At 41.5% G+C, this 16310-nt stretch carries 16 protein-coding genes; all 16 read right to left on the minus strand.

What is annotated here, in order from left to right:
- Positions 1 to 3: 3 nt before the first annotated feature.
- The gene (locus tag acear_RS11075) at positions 4 to 882 is read right to left on the minus strand and encodes a lysophospholipid acyltransferase family protein (RefSeq protein ID WP_013279108.1); all 879 of its coding nucleotides are present in this window, start codon (positions 880 to 882) and stop codon (positions 4 to 6) included.
- 14 nt (positions 883 to 896) lie between these two features.
- On the minus strand, positions 897 to 1433 hold the full coding sequence (locus acear_RS11080) for a KdsC family phosphatase (RefSeq protein WP_013279109.1): 537 nt from the start codon (positions 1431 to 1433) through the stop codon (positions 897 to 899).
- A gap of 319 nt (positions 1434 to 1752) precedes the next feature.
- Complete coding sequence (locus acear_RS11085) at positions 1753 to 2730, minus strand: KpsF/GutQ family sugar-phosphate isomerase (protein WP_013279110.1); 978 nt, start codon at positions 2728 to 2730, stop codon at positions 1753 to 1755.
- 3 nt (positions 2731 to 2733) lie between these two features.
- Positions 2734 to 3561, minus strand: coding sequence for a 3-deoxy-8-phosphooctulonate synthase (gene kdsA / locus acear_RS11090; protein ID WP_013279111.1), 828 nt, complete (start codon positions 3559 to 3561; stop codon positions 2734 to 2736).
- On the minus strand, positions 3554 to 4300 hold the full coding sequence (gene kdsB / locus acear_RS11095) for a 3-deoxy-manno-octulosonate cytidylyltransferase (protein WP_013279112.1): 747 nt from the start codon (positions 4298 to 4300) through the stop codon (positions 3554 to 3556). The genes kdsA and kdsB overlap by 8 nt, the downstream gene beginning before the upstream one ends.
- Positions 4282 to 5430, minus strand: a complete 1149-nt coding sequence (gene lpxK / locus acear_RS11100) for a tetraacyldisaccharide 4'-kinase (protein ID WP_013279113.1) — start codon at positions 5428 to 5430, stop codon at positions 4282 to 4284. Before lpxK ends, kdsB begins: the two co-directional genes overlap by 19 nt.
- Before the next feature lie 18 nt (positions 5431 to 5448).
- Positions 5449 to 6096 carry a lysophospholipid acyltransferase family protein gene (locus tag acear_RS11105; protein WP_013279114.1) on the minus strand — a complete coding sequence of 216 codons (648 nt, stop codon included), beginning with the start codon at positions 6094 to 6096 and terminating at the stop codon, positions 5449 to 5451.
- Between the two features lie 18 nt (positions 6097 to 6114).
- Entirely contained in the window at positions 6115 to 7851 is a 1737-nt protein-coding gene (locus acear_RS11110; RefSeq protein WP_013279115.1) for an ABC transporter ATP-binding protein, read from the minus strand.
- On the minus strand, positions 7842 to 8990 hold the full coding sequence (gene lpxB, locus acear_RS11115; RefSeq protein WP_013279116.1) for a lipid-A-disaccharide synthase: 1149 nt from the start codon (positions 8988 to 8990) through the stop codon (positions 7842 to 7844). The genes acear_RS11110 and lpxB overlap by 10 nt, the downstream gene beginning before the upstream one ends.
- A gap of 4 nt (positions 8991 to 8994) precedes the next feature.
- A complete protein-coding gene (locus acear_RS11120; RefSeq protein ID WP_013279117.1) occupies positions 8995 to 9795 on the minus strand; it encodes an LpxI family protein in 801 nt (266 codons plus the stop codon).
- Positions 9796 to 9813: 18 nt separating this feature from the next.
- Positions 9814 to 10626 carry an acyl-ACP--UDP-N-acetylglucosamine O-acyltransferase gene (gene lpxA / locus acear_RS11125; protein ID WP_013279118.1) on the minus strand — a complete coding sequence of 271 codons (813 nt, stop codon included), beginning with the start codon at positions 10624 to 10626 and terminating at the stop codon, positions 9814 to 9816.
- Positions 10627 to 10645: 19 nt separating this feature from the next.
- Positions 10646 to 11077 (minus strand): 3-hydroxyacyl-ACP dehydratase FabZ, encoded by a 432-nt coding sequence (gene fabZ / locus acear_RS11130; protein WP_013279119.1) that lies wholly within the window; start codon positions 11075 to 11077, stop codon positions 10646 to 10648.
- A gap of 25 nt (positions 11078 to 11102) precedes the next feature.
- The gene (gene lpxC / locus acear_RS11135; RefSeq protein WP_013279120.1) at positions 11103 to 11951 is read right to left on the minus strand and encodes a UDP-3-O-acyl-N-acetylglucosamine deacetylase; all 849 of its coding nucleotides are present in this window, start codon (positions 11949 to 11951) and stop codon (positions 11103 to 11105) included.
- A gap of 75 nt (positions 11952 to 12026) precedes the next feature.
- The gene (locus tag acear_RS11140) at positions 12027 to 12761 is read right to left on the minus strand and encodes an amino acid ABC transporter ATP-binding protein (protein ID WP_013279121.1); all 735 of its coding nucleotides are present in this window, start codon (positions 12759 to 12761) and stop codon (positions 12027 to 12029) included.
- A 39-nt stretch (positions 12762 to 12800) separates the two neighbouring features.
- Positions 12801 to 15233 (minus strand): coiled-coil domain-containing protein, encoded by a 2433-nt coding sequence (locus acear_RS11145; RefSeq protein WP_013279122.1) that lies wholly within the window; start codon positions 15231 to 15233, stop codon positions 12801 to 12803.
- 417 nt (positions 15234 to 15650) lie between these two features.
- On the minus strand, positions 15651 to 16310 hold the full coding sequence (locus acear_RS11150; protein ID WP_013279123.1) for a YjbH domain-containing protein: 660 nt from the start codon (positions 16308 to 16310) through the stop codon (positions 15651 to 15653).

The raw sequence follows: 16310 nt of genomic DNA on the forward strand, positions 1-16310 counted from the left end.
GAATTACTCAATATCAGGTGATCCTTTCCAGCGGTCATGCATCCACATCCACTGGGCTGGATATTTACGGATCATCTCTTCTAAACCATTATATAGATCGGACATAATCTCCTTTTTCTCAGCGTCGGTAATATTATCCGGTACCTCAACCGGCTCCTTAGCAATAATCTTATATCCTCTATCCTCTCTGCGGAGGATATAAATCGGAATAACTACTGAATTAGTCCTGGCCGCTAACTCCACCGTTCCCAGCCGGGTTAAAGCTTTACAGCCGAACAACTCCACATAATGCTCGGCATGGCGCGACTTCTGATCACCTAAAACAAATAAACCTTCTCCCCGCTTTAAAGCCCGGTAAGCCTGTTTGATTACCAGTCCTTTATTGGGAAAAATATTGATGCCCTTACTCTCTCTTGTCGCCAGAATATCTTCATTGATCAATTCATTACTCTGATCTCTAGCCAGAGCATTAATCGGAAACCCCTGCAAAGCCAGCGCTGCTCCCATAACCTCCCAGTTACCAAAATGCCCCGTAAAGAGAACAAAGCCTCTATCATCCTGCTGGGCCTGCTTTAGATACTTAAGACCCTCAATTTCAATAAATTCATCTATATTCTCTTCAGTTAATTGGCCCAGACGCAGAAATTCAATCAGAACCATACCTAAATGTTGAAAGTTAGCCCTGACCAGTTTGTTAACTTTCGAATCATCAATATCCAAAGCCAGCTGGAGATTCTTTCTGGCCAGCTGCCGCCGTTTAGGCAGGATCCAGTAAGCTAAATCACCAAATCGCTTGCCAATCTGATAAGCAATAGCTTCAGGTAGTATATTAACTAGCAGTCCCAATAATCTATATAATAAATAAAGAATAAAATCCCCCATCTACTTCAGCCCCTTTATGATTCCAATAGCTCAGTCCAGACTCCCTGCAGCTTCAAGACCAGTTCAATAGCCTCTCTTATAGCTCCAGCTCCGCCTAAACTTTCAGTTATATAATCCGCTTCCTCTTTAACCTCAGCTACCCCATTGGCTACTGTCAGTGACAGACCTACCCGACTTAAAATAGATAAATCCGTCAGATCATCGCCAATATAGGCAGCTTCATCCAGACTTAAACCATGCTTGTCAAGCAGTTCTTCCAGAACAGCCGCTTTATCAGCAATCCCCTGATAGACATCACCAATATCCAGCTCCTCAGCCCGGCGGGTAACAGCCTGCGAACTCCGCCCCGTAATAATAGCCGTCTTAATCCCCGCCCGCTGAGCCAACTTAATACCAGCTCCATCCTGCACATGAAAGAACTTCAACTCCTGACCGCCCTCACCCAAAATAATCCGGCCGTCAGTCAAAACACCATCCACATCCATAATGAACAGCTTTATTCTTTCAGCCTTCGCTTTCAGATTATCTTTAGTTATCTCTTTCTGTGACATGACTTCTACATCCTCCCGCTTATCATAAAGATATTTCTGAGCATAGTCAATATACTTTTACCACCTGCCATTCACGTCGCTTAAATCATTTAAGCAATCTGTCTCAGAAAATATTTCTTATTAACATAGTCAACATTTCTCCGAAGCGACTCTTATTGGTGATAACAATCTATTACAGACAGTCAATATACCTCTGGCGCGACTCTTAAAAAGAACTTGGAGCCATGGACGGCGGAAAGTTCTTTTTTGAGAACGAATGAGGCAGGACGCCGAATGAGTGGCAAGCAGAAGAGGTATATTGACTTGCCCTGCAATACCTTTAAAACACCCCAGCCTTTAATAAATCCTGGAAATTAACCATCCCTATCGGCTCCTGTTCATCATTGATTACCGGTAAGTCATTAATCTCCTTATCCTGCATGATCTTAACTGCTTCTACTGCCAGTTTATCAGCTGTAATTGTTACCGGATCAGCTGTCATAACCTGCTTAGCCGGCAGCTGTAATAAGTCAGGAGACTCCTCTAACTTACGCCTGACATCGCCGTCAGTGATGACTCCTACTAATTTACCGGCCTCATTAACGATATTGGCTGCTCCCATCTGGGTTGAAGTCATAGTAAATAGCGTCTTCTTTAGCGGCTGATCCTGGGTAACAATTGGATTCCTCTCCCTAACATGCATTACATCTTCTACTTTCAATAATAGCCGCTTACCTAAACTACCGCCTGGATGGTAGAGGGCAAAGTCTTCCGGTTCAAAGCCTCTAGACTCCAGTAAGGCTATGGCCAAAGCATCTCCTAAAGCTAAAGTCGCCGTCGTACTGGCTGTCGGAGCTAAATCTAACGGACAGGCCTCCTGCTCAACACTGGTATCCAGGAAATAATCAGCATTCTCAGCTAAAGTAGAATCAATATTACCCGTTAGAGCAATAATCCGAGCCCCGATTCTTTTAATCACCGGCAGAATCTGAATAACCTCCGTGGTCTCACCGCTGTTGGATAGAGCAATTACTATATCTTTAGCCGTTACCATTCCCAGATCACCGTGGACTGCTTCGCCGGGATGTAAAAAGAAGGACGGCGTACCGGTACTGGAAAAGGTAGCCGCCAGCTTTTTAGCTATTAGGCCAGACTTACCCATGCCGGTCATTACTACCCGACCGGAACAGTTTAGAATCACCTCAACTAATTCTACAAAGGTTCCGTTGATAGAATCGCTTAAATTTTCAATAGCTTCCTTTTCAATATCCAGTACCCGCTTGGCCTGGGACTTAATCTGGTCAGCATCCAGTTCCATTGATTAATCCTCCTTGACAATCTCATCTATTGCTTGAATCTTGCGTAAGATATCCTCTAAATCATCTAATCTAACCATATTTGGTCCATCACAGAGAGCCTCTTCCGGCCGGTCATGAACCTCCATAAATAAGGCATCAATACCTGCGCCGGCTGCAGCTCGCGCTAAATGAGGTACATACTCCCGCTCACCGCCGGATCTATCTCCAGCACCTCCTGGCAGCTGTACGCTGTGAGTTGCATCAAAGACTACCGGATAGCCGGTCTCTCTCATTCTCGGCAGAGAACGCATATCCACAACTAAGTTATTATAGCCAAAAGAAGCACCCCGTTCAGTCAATAAGATACGCTGATTATTGGTACTTTCAATCTTTTCTACCACCTGTTCTATATCCCAGGGCGCTAGAAACTGTCCCTTCTTGACATTAACCACTCTTCCAGTAGCTCCTACTGCTGTTACTAGATCCGTCTGACGAGAAAGAAAAGCCGGAATCTGCATAATATCAAGTACATCGGCTGCATACTCGGCTTCTTCAGCCGTATGCACATCAGATAGGACCGGAAGATCAAACTCTCTCTTTACCTTTTCTAATATCTTCAGCCCTTCTTCTAGGCCGGGCCCGCGGTAGGAATCAATCGAAGACCGATTGGCCTTATCATAGGATGATTTGAAGACATAAGGAATTCCTAACCGGTCAGTAATCTCCTTAATTCCCTCAGCTACCTTAAGCGACCGCTCTTCACTTTCTATTGCACAGGGGCCAGCCAGTAAAACAAAAGGACGCTGATTACCGAATTTAATCTCTTCATTGAGTACAACTTCCTTAACCATTCTCTATCTCCTCCATTACGTTTCTTACTCTCTTCAGATCTTCCTCAGTATCTACTCCTATCGAAGCATGCTCCGTCTCCACTACCTTAATTCGATAACCATTCTCCAAAGCCCTCAGCTGTTCTAGTGATTCTGCCTGCTCTAGAGGAGTAGCCTCCAGCTTAGCAAACTTAAGCAGAAAGCTCTTCTGATAAGCATATAATCCAATATGTTTATAAAACTTACTGTCAGTCTCCTGATTCCTAAGATACGGAATTGGCGACCGAGAAAAATAGAGAGCATAGCCCTCCTTATCAGTAACTACTTTAACTAGATCCGGATTATTAACTTCTTCCTGATCCTTAATCTCTTGTTTAAGCGTAGACATCACTAAAGTTGAGTCCACTAACAAAGGATAGACAAGTTCTTCAATCATAGCCGGACTGATCAGCGGCTCATCACCCTGAATATTGACAATGATATCTGCCTCTATTCTCCGGGCTGCTTCTGCCAGGCGGTCAGTACCTGTCTTATGTTCGGTTGACGTCATTACTGCCTCACCGCCGAAGTTCTCAACTCTTTCTTTAATCCGTTCATCATCTGTCGCTACAATCACTCTATCAAAGACTTCAGCTTCAGCTGCTCGCTTATAAACATGTTGGATCATAGGCTCCCCACAGATATCAAGCAATGGTTTCCCCGGCAGGCGCGTTGAACCATAGCGGGCCGGAATAATTCCTACTACCTGTTTGCTTTCCATTCTGTTCCCTCCAGTTTCAATAATAGACTCTCCAGTTCAAATTCTTCAGTTAATACCTCCAGCTCAATTCCTAATACCTTAAGCTCTATCTCCTGATTTGTAATCTTTTCCTTTACCTGCGGCGGCATGCTGACAGCATCCTTTTCAGTAGTTATTATCAGGTCAACCTCTTGTTGGGCAGCCGAAGAGAAAATATTCAGAATTTCTTCTTCAGTATACTGGTGATGATCTTCAAACCTTACTTTCTTAACTACCTCAGCTCCTAGACTCTCCAATGTCTCTTCAAAGGATTGAGGATTGCCTATTCCTGATAAAGCCATCACCTGCTTGCCCGTCAGATCAAGATTCTTATCGGCTTGCTCTTTCTCTGCTAAAGACCGCAGATATGATGGAGCATGGATAGTCTCAAAGACTAAAGCAGTAGCATTATACTCCTTTAACTTAGACTTGATCTCCTCTAATCGGTCTTTAGAGACTTGATCAACCTTAGTTAAAAAAAAGACATCTCCTCTGGCTAAACTAGTAAGCGGCTCCCGCAGAGTCCCCCGCGGCATCAAACGACCGTTGGCAAAGGGATTAGTAGCATCGACTACTACTATATCCAGGTCCCGCTCTAGAGACCAGTGCTGAAAACCGTCATCCAGAATTACAATCTCAGCCCCGAGCTCACTATGGGCATACTCCCCGGTAACAGCCCGTCTGCTGCCTATAACCACCGGTACTTCCGGTAGGCTCTCAGCTAATAGATAGGCTTCATCGCCGGCTTCAGTCGCATCCATCTTAACTCTTCTTCCATCTGAAACTACACCTATCCTGCCGTCAAAATCAGCTTTATAGCCCCGATTTAGAATAGCCGTCTGTAGACCGCGTTCTTTAAATCTACAGGCCAGAAACTGGGCAACCGGCGTCTTACCGGTACCGCCGGCAGTTATATTACCGATGCTAATAACAGTAGAGTCCAGTTCAGTGCTGTCGATAATTCCTGACTCATACAGCTTACTTCTTATTTTGAGTATTAACTTAAAGATATTGGACAGAAAAGAACAGATTATAAGCACTATTCTGGCTATAAATCCTTGTTTATGGCCGCGAATAACTGCCAATAAATACTCTTCCAGGCTTCGATTCATATTATACTCCATCCCATTTTAATTTAATAATTCTTCTGCCTCTCTAAAAGCAGCCTGCAGGCTATCATCCACTTCTTCGCGCTTAGCTTCCAGTTCAGCCCCATCAGCCTCACTGCTTACCTCGATTGGATCTCCTAAACATAAACTACCCCGGGTAAAGGGATAAGGAAGATTAAAGCAGTCCCAGCTATTAATTACTTTCTTATTGTTAAAGGCTACTCCTACCGGAATAATTACACTATTGCTGCTCTTTTTGGCCAGATAAACAGTGCCTAATTTAGTCTCATGGCGCGGACCGCGCGGACCATCAGGAGTAATAGCCACATCTTCTCCCTGCCGCAGCAGCTTAACCAGCTTAAGCAAGGCCCTGACACTGCCGCGGGAAGTAGAGCCGCGGACTACATTCCAGCCCAGTTTCTTCAACACCCGGCTGATATATTCGCCGTCTCTGCTGCGGCTGGCTAATCCATAATAACCCCGACGCCGAAAGTGATAAATGGGTACTAACATCTTACCGTGCCAGAAAACAAAGATCAACTTCTTACCCTGCTCCTTTAGCCGCTTAATCTTCTCTTCCCCGGTCACCTGCAGACGTAAGGTTAGATTAGTTACTACCACCAAAATTAACGCCGCCAGATAAACCAGATAAGTCTTAATCCGCTTCATGGTGAATCCTCCAGTGATCTAATCATTAAACTGCATCTTATATAGATGGCTGTATAAGCCTTTCTGAGCCAATAACTCCTCATGGGTACCCTGTTCTGCAATCTCTCCTTCATCTAAAACTACTATCTTATCAGCATTTAAGACGGTAGATAATCTATGAGCAATGACAAAGGTTGTTCGCTCCTCCATTAATCGATCCAGAGCTTCCTGAACTAAGGCTTCCGATTCAGTATCGAGATCAGAAGTAGCCTCATCAAGAATCAATATCTTAGGATCATTCAAGATAGCCCGGGCAATAGAAACTCTCTGCCGCTGGCCCCCGGACAAGCCGGTTCCCCGTTCGCCGATCTGGGTATCATAGCCGTCAGGAAATTCCATAATAAACTCGTGGGCATTGGCTGCCTTAGCTGCCTTAATAATCTCTTCTTGCTCCTTATCTATACCGCCGTAAGCAATATTATCACCGATACTTCCGCCGAAGAGAATATTCTCCTGGGGAACAATTCCGATCTTGCTGCGCAGTGATTTAATAGTTAAATCTTTAATATCATATCCATCCAAGAGTACTTCACCGCTCTGTGGTTCATAGAATCTTGGAATTAAATCAACTAAAGTTGATTTTCCAGCACCGCTGGGACCGACTAATGCTACTACTTCCCCCGGATTAGCTGTTAGATTAATTCCTTTTAATACCATCTCATCTTCATCATAGCTAAACCAGACATCTTTAAACTCCACTTTCCCCTCGGCACTTTCAAGTTCGATAGCATCCTCTTTCTCCTCAATATCAATTTCCAGATCAATAATCTCAAAGATTCTATCGGCTGCTGCTAAGGCCTTTTGAATAGTACTTGATAATTTGCTAAGCGACTTAATCGGACCAGAAATAGTAATTAACAGCGTAAAGAAGGCCAGTAATTCCCCTGGAGTCAGCAGTCCTTTCATCACCTGATAGCCTCCATACCAGAGAACAAAAGTAAAAATAAAAGATGCCAGAATCTCTACAATCGGAGTTAAACTGGCACTTAACTGTGTATTCTTCATATTGGCCCGAAAGTTAGCATGATTCTGTTCACTAAATCTATCATATTCATAGTCTTCCTGAGTAAAGGACTTAACTATTCTAACGCCAGTAATTGTCTCCTGGAGTATATCCGTAACATCTGCAATTCTAGCCTGTACCCTGCGGCTGACCTCTCTTATCCGCCGGTTATATTTGATAAATACATAGGTTACAATCGGAAAAATAATCAACACTGCCAGAGAAAGCTGCCAGCTTAGATAGAATAAATAACCTAGACCAGCAATTAATGTAACTGATTTATAGAAGAGGCTTACAGCTCCAGAAACAATAGCACTCTGCAGCTTTCCTACATCATTGGTCACCCGCGACATAATCTGGCCTGTCTTCATCTCATCATAAAAACCTAACGAAAGGTTCTGCAAGTGGCAGTAAAGATCATTTCGAATATCCATAATAGCCCGCTGGGCCACATAGGAAGTTAGATACTTCTGTCCATAGTAAGCAACTCCCTTAAAGAAATAGACTACAACAATTCCTACTGCTACCCAGCTTAACTTTACAAATCCTTCTCCGCTGTTGGAGATATTATTGATCATAGTATCAATTAAGTCTTGAAATCCTTTAATGAAAAGAAGAGTCATCAGGGAATGGAGAACCATTGATACTACCGCTGCTGCTAACCGCCTGCGGTAAGGCTTAACATAGGCTAATATTCGCTTAACTAATTCCAATCCGTAGTCACTCCTCCTGTATTTAACACCATCTGGGCTACTCGTTTAGTTGCCCCTGTATCTCCTAATCTAGTTACTACCTCATTTAAATCCTGCTTAATCTGCTGATAATCATCCTTAGAACCCAGTATCTCCAGACCTGCCTCAGCAATCTTAGTTCCACTAACCTGGTCTTGGAGCAGTTCCGGTACTACTTCTTGATCCATAATAATATTCGGTAGTCCAACATAGGGAATCTTAACCAATAATTTTCCTAGCCACCAGGTAAGTAGAGAAGTCTGGTAAATGATAACCATCGGTGTATTCAGGCAGGCTGCTTCCAGAGTGGCAGTTCCAGAAGTCACCAACAGAAGCCGGGCTGAGTCCATGACACTATAAGAATGGCCTGCAATCAATTTAACTTCTACTTGGTAATTATCAATCATCTCTTCAATCAACTGCTCTGATACCGTCTCAGCTACCGGCAGAAGAAATTCTACTTCCGTTCGCTTAGCTGCTATAATCTCTGCTGCCTCTAACATAGGCGGCAGTAATTTTTCGATCTCCTGTTGTCTGCTGCCGGGCAGAAGACCGATTATCTCCGAATTGGCATCTATATTCAGCCTCCCGGCTAACTCTTCTGGAGTTAATTCAGGCTCGACTATATCCAACAGAGGATGGCCGACAAAATTAACTTCGGCTCCAGCTTCACGATAAACCTCTGCTTCCATAGGAAAGACTGAGGCTATCTTGGCCTGACGGCGAGCCATCTTTTTTGCCCGCCACTTCCCCCAGACCCAGGCTGAAGGAGCAAAGTAATTTACTGTAGGTATTTCATATTTATTAGTTAATTTAGCAACCTTTAGATTAAAACCAGAATAATCAACTAAGAAAGCTGCATCAGGTTTATATTCTTTGATTGCTTCTTCTAATTGATTCAATACTTTATACATCAATCTTAAATGTTTTAGCGCCTCCATAAATCCGATAGTACTCAACTCAGTAGGATCGAAGATAATATCAACTCCAGCCTCAGCCATCTTATCACCGCCGAGGCCGATAAACTCCAGATCAGAATGTAATTTCTTCATCTCTTTAATTACATGAGCAGCATGTAGATCTCCAGAAGCTTCTCCAGCTACTACTAACACTGTTGGCATCTTTTCACCTCATTGCTACAATCGGAAGTCCGGCCTTATCTGCTAACTGACAAACTTCCCTGCGATCTAAAATAAAGGTCTTAGCTGCTTCAATTACAAGCCCTGCAGCTCCAATCTCAATCAGATTCTTAATTGTATCCTTCCCAATAGTAGGAATATCAAACCTGAAATCCTGTTGGGGCTTGCTGACTTTTGCTGCTACTACTCCCTCGGCCAACTGCCCGCTGCGTAAAATTGCCTGGTCAGTCCCTTCAATAGCTTCGACAGCTATTACAGCCCTATCCTTAACCACAACAGTCTGACCGATGTCAAGATCACCGATCCCTTTAGCCATCTTGAACCCAAACTCCATATCCTTAATTATATCTGGTGACGGTTCAATTTCAGTCAAGGTTCCCAGCTGCGGTAAGAGACTTTCCAGATAGGTTGTCTGTTTTTTAACCTTGATCCCCGCTGCTGCTAGCTCTTCAACCAAAGCCAACAGAATAGCATCATCATTCTTCTCTTCCAGGTTCATTAATAATTTAGTCATTCGTTCATCAAAGTCCAGATTAAACATCAGGTCTTTATTCACTTTACCTACCATTACCACTTCTTTGATCCCTGCTGTCTGCAGCTTAGTTATTAATTTATCCAGCTTTGCAACACTGAGTTCATAACTTTCATCTACGATTGAATCCAGTTTATTAACTAAAGCCTGCTCAGTAACACTGACAGCCACTACTTCTCTAGCCTTATCCTTAGCCGCCTGAGCAAAATACAGCGGTAATCTTCCGTTACCAGCAATCAGTCCTACTCTATTCATCATCATCCTCCTAAAAATCTATCTACAGATTCCGCGCTGGGCATTATGCAAGAAACGTAAGAAATGTTCAATTTCAGGACTGGCATCCAGTTCCTGGTCCATCTTCTCGATTGCCTGAGAGACATTGAGGTTGGAACGGTATAGATACTTATAGGCCTGTTTAATCTCTTTTCTTAACTCAGGATTGACTCCATTTCTTCTTAAGCCTACTGTATTGATGCCATTAACGGTAGCTGGATGTCCATCGACTAAGATATACGGAGGTACATCCTTAACCACCTTCGAATGAGCACCTATCATTGTCATCTTACCGATGCGGACGAATTGATGGACTCCTACCATACCAGAGATAACTGCCGAATCTTCAACAACTACATGGCCCCCTAAGTTAGTAGCATTAGACATGACTATATTATTACCCACTTGGCAGTCATGGGCTACATGACAGTAAGCCATAATTAAATTATCATTACCAATCTTTGTTTCCAAACCGCCTTCTTCAGTTCCGCGGTGGATAGTTGCATACTCACGAATAATATTATCGTCTCCAATTGTTAAATAACTCTTTTCTCCATCAAACTTCAAATCCTGCGGTTTTTGACCAATAGAAGCACCAGTAAAGATTTCATTATTTTTACCAATCTCAGTCCAGCCTTCGATAACTACATGAGAACCTATCTCTGTTCCATCACCAATTTCAACATGCTCCCCAATAACACTATAAGGGCCGATCTTGACATTCTTTCCTATCTTAGCCCCTGATTTAACAATTGCCGTTTCATGTACCTCGGCTAAATGAACAATATTATTTCCCTTATTAACTTCTTTCATTATTTATTATCCTCCCTAATTACTTATCCTGCATGGCAAACATCAGTTTAGCTTCAGCCGCTACTTCTCCATCAACTGAGGCCGTAGCTGATATTTTACCGATTTTACCTCTTAATTTTAAAACTTCAGCTTCAATCCTTAGTTGGTCACCAGGTACAACCGGCTTTCTAAACCTGGCTTTATCAATTCCAGCAAAATAAGGAAGCTGTTCTTTATTCTCCTCATTGCTGTCCATCATAACAAAACCGCCTATCTGGGCCATAGTCTCCACAATCAATACTCCCGGCATTACTGGATGCTCCGGATAATGGCCGTTGAAGAATTCTTCATTGACAGTTACATTCTTCAAACCTACTACTCTTTCCTTTTCTTCAAACTCCAGAATTCTATCGATTAATAAGAAAGGATAACGATGTGGTAAGATATCCTTAATCTCGTTTATATCAAACATAACTCATCCTCCTTTTATTTACTTTTTACCAACAGTGCATCACCTGCTGCTTAATCTTGTGGGCCAGCCTTCTATTTAGAGCATGTCCAGAACGAACTGCAATAATATGGCCTCTAAAAGGCTTAATTAAGGCTAGATCCCCTATTATATCCAAAATTTTATGTCTTACTATCTCATCTTCAAACCTCAACTCATTGACAATCTCCTCTTCTCCAATCAAAACTGCATTATCCAAACTCCCCCCTAAAGCCAATCCCTCTTCTTGCAGTGCTTCTATTTCACTAGCAAAACCAAAGGTCCGGCTGGGAGCTATCTGGTTAATAAAAGTCTTCTCATCTATAGTAAATTCACCAAACTGGTTTCCTACTGCTGGATGATCAGAAACAAAAGTATAGGTAATTTTAAGCTCCGGTCCAGGTAAGGCTACCAAATAAGTATCTCCTTCTCTAGCCCAAACTGCTTCTTCAATTGCATGGATTTCACATTTCTTATTCTGCTGTTTGATACCTGCCTTCTGTAATAGTTCTGTAAAAACTAAAGAACTACCATCAGTTATCGGTACTTCACCAGCATCAATTTCAATTAAGAGATTATCGATTTTTAATCCATTTAAGGCAGCCAGTAAGTGTTCAACAGTACTTATCTGCCATTGGTCAGTTCCTAGACTAGTAGACCGTTTAGTGGATACAATATTATCAACAACAGCTTCTATCTCTGGCGCTGATGGGAGATCAGTTCTTTTAAATCTAATACCGCTATTAGCAGTTAAAGGCTTACAGGTTATAGTGATCTGCTGGTTTCCTGTATGGAGGCCGGTTCCTGTATAAGTAATCTCCTGTTTTATTGTCTGCTGCCGCTTAGAATCTATATGCATAATTGCCTCCTTCCTTCCTATTTTTAATTATTTCCATAGCAAACCGCTTATATCCTTCAACATTTTCTATAAAATTCAGTGGTCTCTGATCAAATTATTATATTTTTTACCTACTTCAGAGGTTGGATTCTCAAAAACCTGTTCAGGAGGCCCTTCTTCTACTATCTTTCCGTTGTCCATTAATAGAATTCTATCAGCTACCCGATAAGCAAAATCCAGTTCATGGGTTACAATCAGCAGTGTCCTATTCTGATTAGCAGTTATTGATTCCAACACTTCTAGAACTTCACTAACTAAAATTGGATCCAAAGAAGCAGTCGGTTCATCCAACAGCATTAAATCAGGCTTTAAGGCCAAAGCTCTAGCAATTGCTACTCGCTGTTTCTGGCCGCCGCTTAAGTCTTGAGGATATCTATTACTGAAGTCACCGAGCTGAACCTGATTTAGACTGTCTTCAACTACCGCTTCCTTGTCTGTTAATGATAAAGTATCCTGTTTATATAAGGCTAACATAATATTATCAAAAACTGTCAGCCGATCTATTAAATTAAAATTCTGAAAAACAAAGCCGATATCCTGTCTTGCTTTTAAAAGTTCAGCCTGGTTTAACTCTAATAAATCACAGCCTTTATAGATTATCTGCCCGCCGTCAGGTTCCGTCAATCGGTTGATACAGCGAATAGTTGTTGACTTTCCACAGCCGCTAGGCCCCATAATAATAACGGTCTCTCCCTGGCTTACATCAAAATTAACGCCCTTAAGAATCTGTACTTCACCATAAGACTTATATAATTCTCTTACTTTCAACATTAGCTTATCACATCATTTCTAAATATCAAGACTAAATTATTAAGCAAAGATCATCTTCCTTCTGTTCAGTATTGTTAATACTCCCGGTCTTCCCTGGGGAATGACAATCTCATGCATAATCTCAGTATAGCTTAACCCTAAAGCCTCACCGGCCAAAAATTCAGCCTCATCAAGCGGATTAATAGAGCCGGCTTTATTGGCGGCCAACATTCCAAGACTGCTGCCTATCAGAAATATATACTCCAGATTTAACAAAGGCAGTTTAGCCTGGGAGATATAGAAGATACTGCTTAATACTACTCCGCCTAAGACAAATCCATATAGATAACTGGAGTTTAGAACCTTAATTAATCTATTGGACTCCTGTTGGTTTCTTCTCTGAATTGTAGCCATCACTAATGACTGGTCCATAAAGAGTACAAAGATAGTAAAGACTAGAGCAATCACCGCCGTTAAAACAGCCCTCACCTCTCCTAAAATTCTAAAGAACTCTCCTCTAACATTAGGCTGTAGTAGGCCAGGAGCTGTAAATAACTGCTTGATATCATACTCCTGCTGGGCAAAATAATCCTCAACCTTAGACTCCAGAGCTCCCTGATTAACACTCTGATTGACTAAAAAATTGAGCTCTTTGCCAGGCACAACTTGACCGGCTAAATACTTATCCAGCAGCTGAATCGTTCCTGTAATCTCTTCATCCCGCAGATCAGGCAAAACATTCTGTACATGGTCTAACTCTGTAATAATCAGTTTGAAATTCAGCTGATTTAAATCCTTTACGCCGGATTCCAGGCTGCCTAATTCAGCCATTATACCGTCTAAATCTCCTACTACCCCTTTCACAGCTCCCTTTAGTTCAGGCGAATTCAGATTCAGATCGGAACCAGCCTGCAGCAGTTGCTGTACCCTTTTTAAATTATTATTCCACTCCTCCAGCTTATTTAAAAGCGGATTATAGGAATTAATTCTGCTAATTATTCTATCCATCTCGCCATCGGTCTTCTGCTGTAGAGTCTTAACCGAATCCCGCAGATTAGTTAACCGTTCATCCTCCACGCCTACTAAAGATAAAGCAGCTACCTGTTTTTCTAAATTCCGTTCAAAACCTTTAAAGTTAGAATTAATCTCAATTAACTTTTCTCTTAACCGGTACATCTCTGCTACACTTTCTTCTAAGCTAGTAGTAACAGCAGAAATATCATTCACCGCTGCTCTTAACTGCTCTAAATCTCTACTTCCATCCGAAACTATAGAGGTTAACTTATCCTGTTGCCCGACTAATTCTTCCTGTAACCCCTGAATCTGATCGATCCCCTGCCGATATTCTGTTAACCAGTTTAAGAAATTCTGATTAACCTTTTCAGCAGTATCTACAAGCGAAGCTAATTTAGGTACTAATTCTTTAGTCTCCCCTACTGCTTTCTGTAACAGATAACGCGGCTGTTCTATATTAGCTACTTCAAATTTCTGTTTTACTATGCCTTCCTGACTGATTAAATAAAGGCTCTGACCTCCAATCTCAGTTCCATCGCCCCGCTTGATGATTAGCTGCAGTAATCCATCCTCTCTCTGTAGCGGAGTTAACAGAATCGTTTCTGGAGTAATCTTATCCCCCACAGCTAAAGAACCATCCTCCTGGCTCGCTAAAGCAAATCTTTCTGTCGCACTAACCTTCAAATCAGCCGGAAGCTCAGCCTCAACAATGGTAGCATACTCCATTAAGAATTTTTTCATCTGAGTCATAGTCTTAATTAAGTCATCCAAATCTCTACGCTGGCCGGAATTGAGACTCTGAATCTCCTGGGAAGAAAACTCCTTCTGTAATTTTTGACGCAAATTCAGATTTAGTTCAGTAATCTCCTCTGGTGATTGGGCAATAGGAAATCTGATCTGTAATAATCGATAGTCATCCAGAATCCCTTCAATCTGTTCCGTAGTTTCCTGCAAGTCAGCAGACTGTTTTAGAATAATATTCAACCCGGAACCGGTAGGCAGGATAAAATCAACTTCTGATAACTTACTTATCTTTTGATTAAAAAAGTTCTTAGTATCGCCTATCATTCCCTGTAGAGAAATCTTCGGTTCAGCCATCAAAGATACATTATCGACTCCAATTATCTCCTCAAAGTAATTATCTACCTTAGAAAAAACAGCTTTAGTACGCAGCTTATCATCCACCTGTAGAAAGTAATTAACTGTTCCTGCTACAGTAATTCCCTTCTTTAGCTTTGAACCAGGCAGTTTCTCCTCCTTAACCTCTTTAATTTCCTTCATAGCAGAATCAGTCAGCTCCTGATTGACTGTCAATAGAAAATCATACTTACCATAATCCCCCATTAGACTATTGACAGTATCTCCAAAATAATTATCAGCCAAATAGCCGATTCCGCTAGCTAGACTGCTGCCAACCAAAATAACGACAATCAGCCAAATCAACAGATCAGTTCGGAATCTATATTTTAAAATCTCCACTCTTTTCACTCCTATCCTCTGTAATTATACCATCTAGAATCAAGGGCGTAAATAGAGCAAAGGAGGTAATTAATGGATTGATCAGGAAGATATTTCTTGTTTATAGTTACCTAGCATAGTCGGTATAATCTCATTTATGATATTGCAGGAATAGTCAATAGAAGTAAATATATTAGATTCCAACTAGTCAACATTTCTCTGCAGCGACTCTTAAAACTGACTCGGAATCATGGACGATGGAGAGTCAGTTTTTGAGAATGAGTGAGACAGGATGTCGAACGAATGGCAAGCGTAAGAGATTTGTTGACTATAATCTGCAATATCTTGAAAGTAACATATTATATAAATTAAACGTAAATTAACGTACAAAAAGCAGTTTCTCACTAATTAGTGAGAAACTGCTTATAGCTAACTTATTTAAAATTGAGTATTAAAGTTAATTCCAGCTGATAGATCAGATAAATCCTCTACAGCTAAATTAAAATTAAACTCTGAAGTTAATTTAAATTTAGCACCTACATTGAATTCCTGATCAATATACTCCATCATTAAAGTAGTTACCGGCATCTGGAGATTATTCTCTTCTTTAGTAGAGATAGTTACCGGATTAATCGTTTTGCTTATTCCAGCAAACAGCCCATCAAAGTCTCCATTACCGAGTCCCACATGGCCTCTTAAATCATAATCCAGGTTACTACTGGCTACTGCATAGAAGTCTTCATCCACCAGCCCCATCGATACAGCCGGCTGACTATTATTCTCCTCTAACAGCTGTAATTTAGCATTTAAAAATAGATCATCATCAGCTCTAACCTCATCATCATACCAGTAATTGGACAGTCCTAACTCAAAATTATCATAGGCTCCGTAATTAAATAGAACTAGATTAGCTCTATCAGTATGATGATAGCCCACTGTCGCCTTATTATAAGGTAAAACATCAGCAGTAGGGGTTTTAATTAGACCGCTAAAGCCTCCTTCAAAAGCAGTACTAGCTACAGCAGTACCACCGACAGTTAACATTAATCCGACCAGTAATGTAATTACTAATAAATTTGCATTTTTCTTTAATTTCAT

Source organism: Acetohalobium arabaticum DSM 5501, assembly GCF_000144695.1.
GTDB classification, from domain to species: Bacteria; Bacillota; Halanaerobiia; order Halobacteroidales; family Acetohalobiaceae; genus Acetohalobium; species Acetohalobium arabaticum.

Bases quoted from the DNA above. Each gene is read 5' to 3' on its own strand.
- acear_RS11075 (WP_013279108.1), bottom strand. From the start codon at position 882: ATGGGGGATTTTATTCTTTATTTATTATATAGATTATTGGGACTGCTA.
- acear_RS11080 (WP_013279109.1), bottom strand. From the start codon at position 1,433: ATGTCACAGAAAGAGATAACTAAAGATAATCTGAAAGCGAAGGCTGAA.
- acear_RS11085 (WP_013279110.1), bottom strand. From the start codon at position 2,730: ATGGAACTGGATGCTGACCAGATTAAGTCCCAGGCCAAGCGGGTACTG.
- kdsA (WP_013279111.1), bottom strand. From the start codon at position 3,561: ATGGTTAAGGAAGTTGTACTCAATGAAGAGATTAAATTCGGTAATCAG.
- kdsB (WP_013279112.1), bottom strand. From the start codon at position 4,300: ATGGAAAGCAAACAGGTAGTAGGAATTATTCCGGCCCGCTATGGTTCA.
- lpxK (WP_013279113.1), bottom strand. From the start codon at position 5,430: ATGAATCGAAGCCTGGAAGAGTATTTATTGGCAGTTATTCGCGGCCAT.
- acear_RS11105 (WP_013279114.1), bottom strand. From the start codon at position 6,096: ATGAAGCGGATTAAGACTTATCTGGTTTATCTGGCGGCGTTAATTTTG.
- lpxB (WP_013279116.1), bottom strand. From the start codon at position 8,990: ATGCCAACAGTGTTAGTAGTAGCTGGAGAAGCTTCTGGAGATCTACAT.
- acear_RS11120 (WP_013279117.1), bottom strand. From the start codon at position 9,795: ATGAATAGAGTAGGACTGATTGCTGGTAACGGAAGATTACCGCTGTAT.
- lpxA (WP_013279118.1), bottom strand. From the start codon at position 10,626: ATGAAAGAAGTTAATAAGGGAAATAATATTGTTCATTTAGCCGAGGTA.
- fabZ (WP_013279119.1), bottom strand. From the start codon at position 11,077: ATGTTTGATATAAACGAGATTAAGGATATCTTACCACATCGTTATCCT.
- lpxC (WP_013279120.1), bottom strand. From the start codon at position 11,951: ATGCATATAGATTCTAAGCGGCAGCAGACAATAAAACAGGAGATTACT.
- acear_RS11140 (WP_013279121.1), bottom strand. From the start codon at position 12,761: ATGTTGAAAGTAAGAGAATTATATAAGTCTTATGGTGAAGTACAGATT.
- acear_RS11150 (WP_013279123.1), bottom strand. From the start codon at position 16,310: ATGAAATTAAAGAAAAATGCAAATTTATTAGTAATTACATTACTGGTC.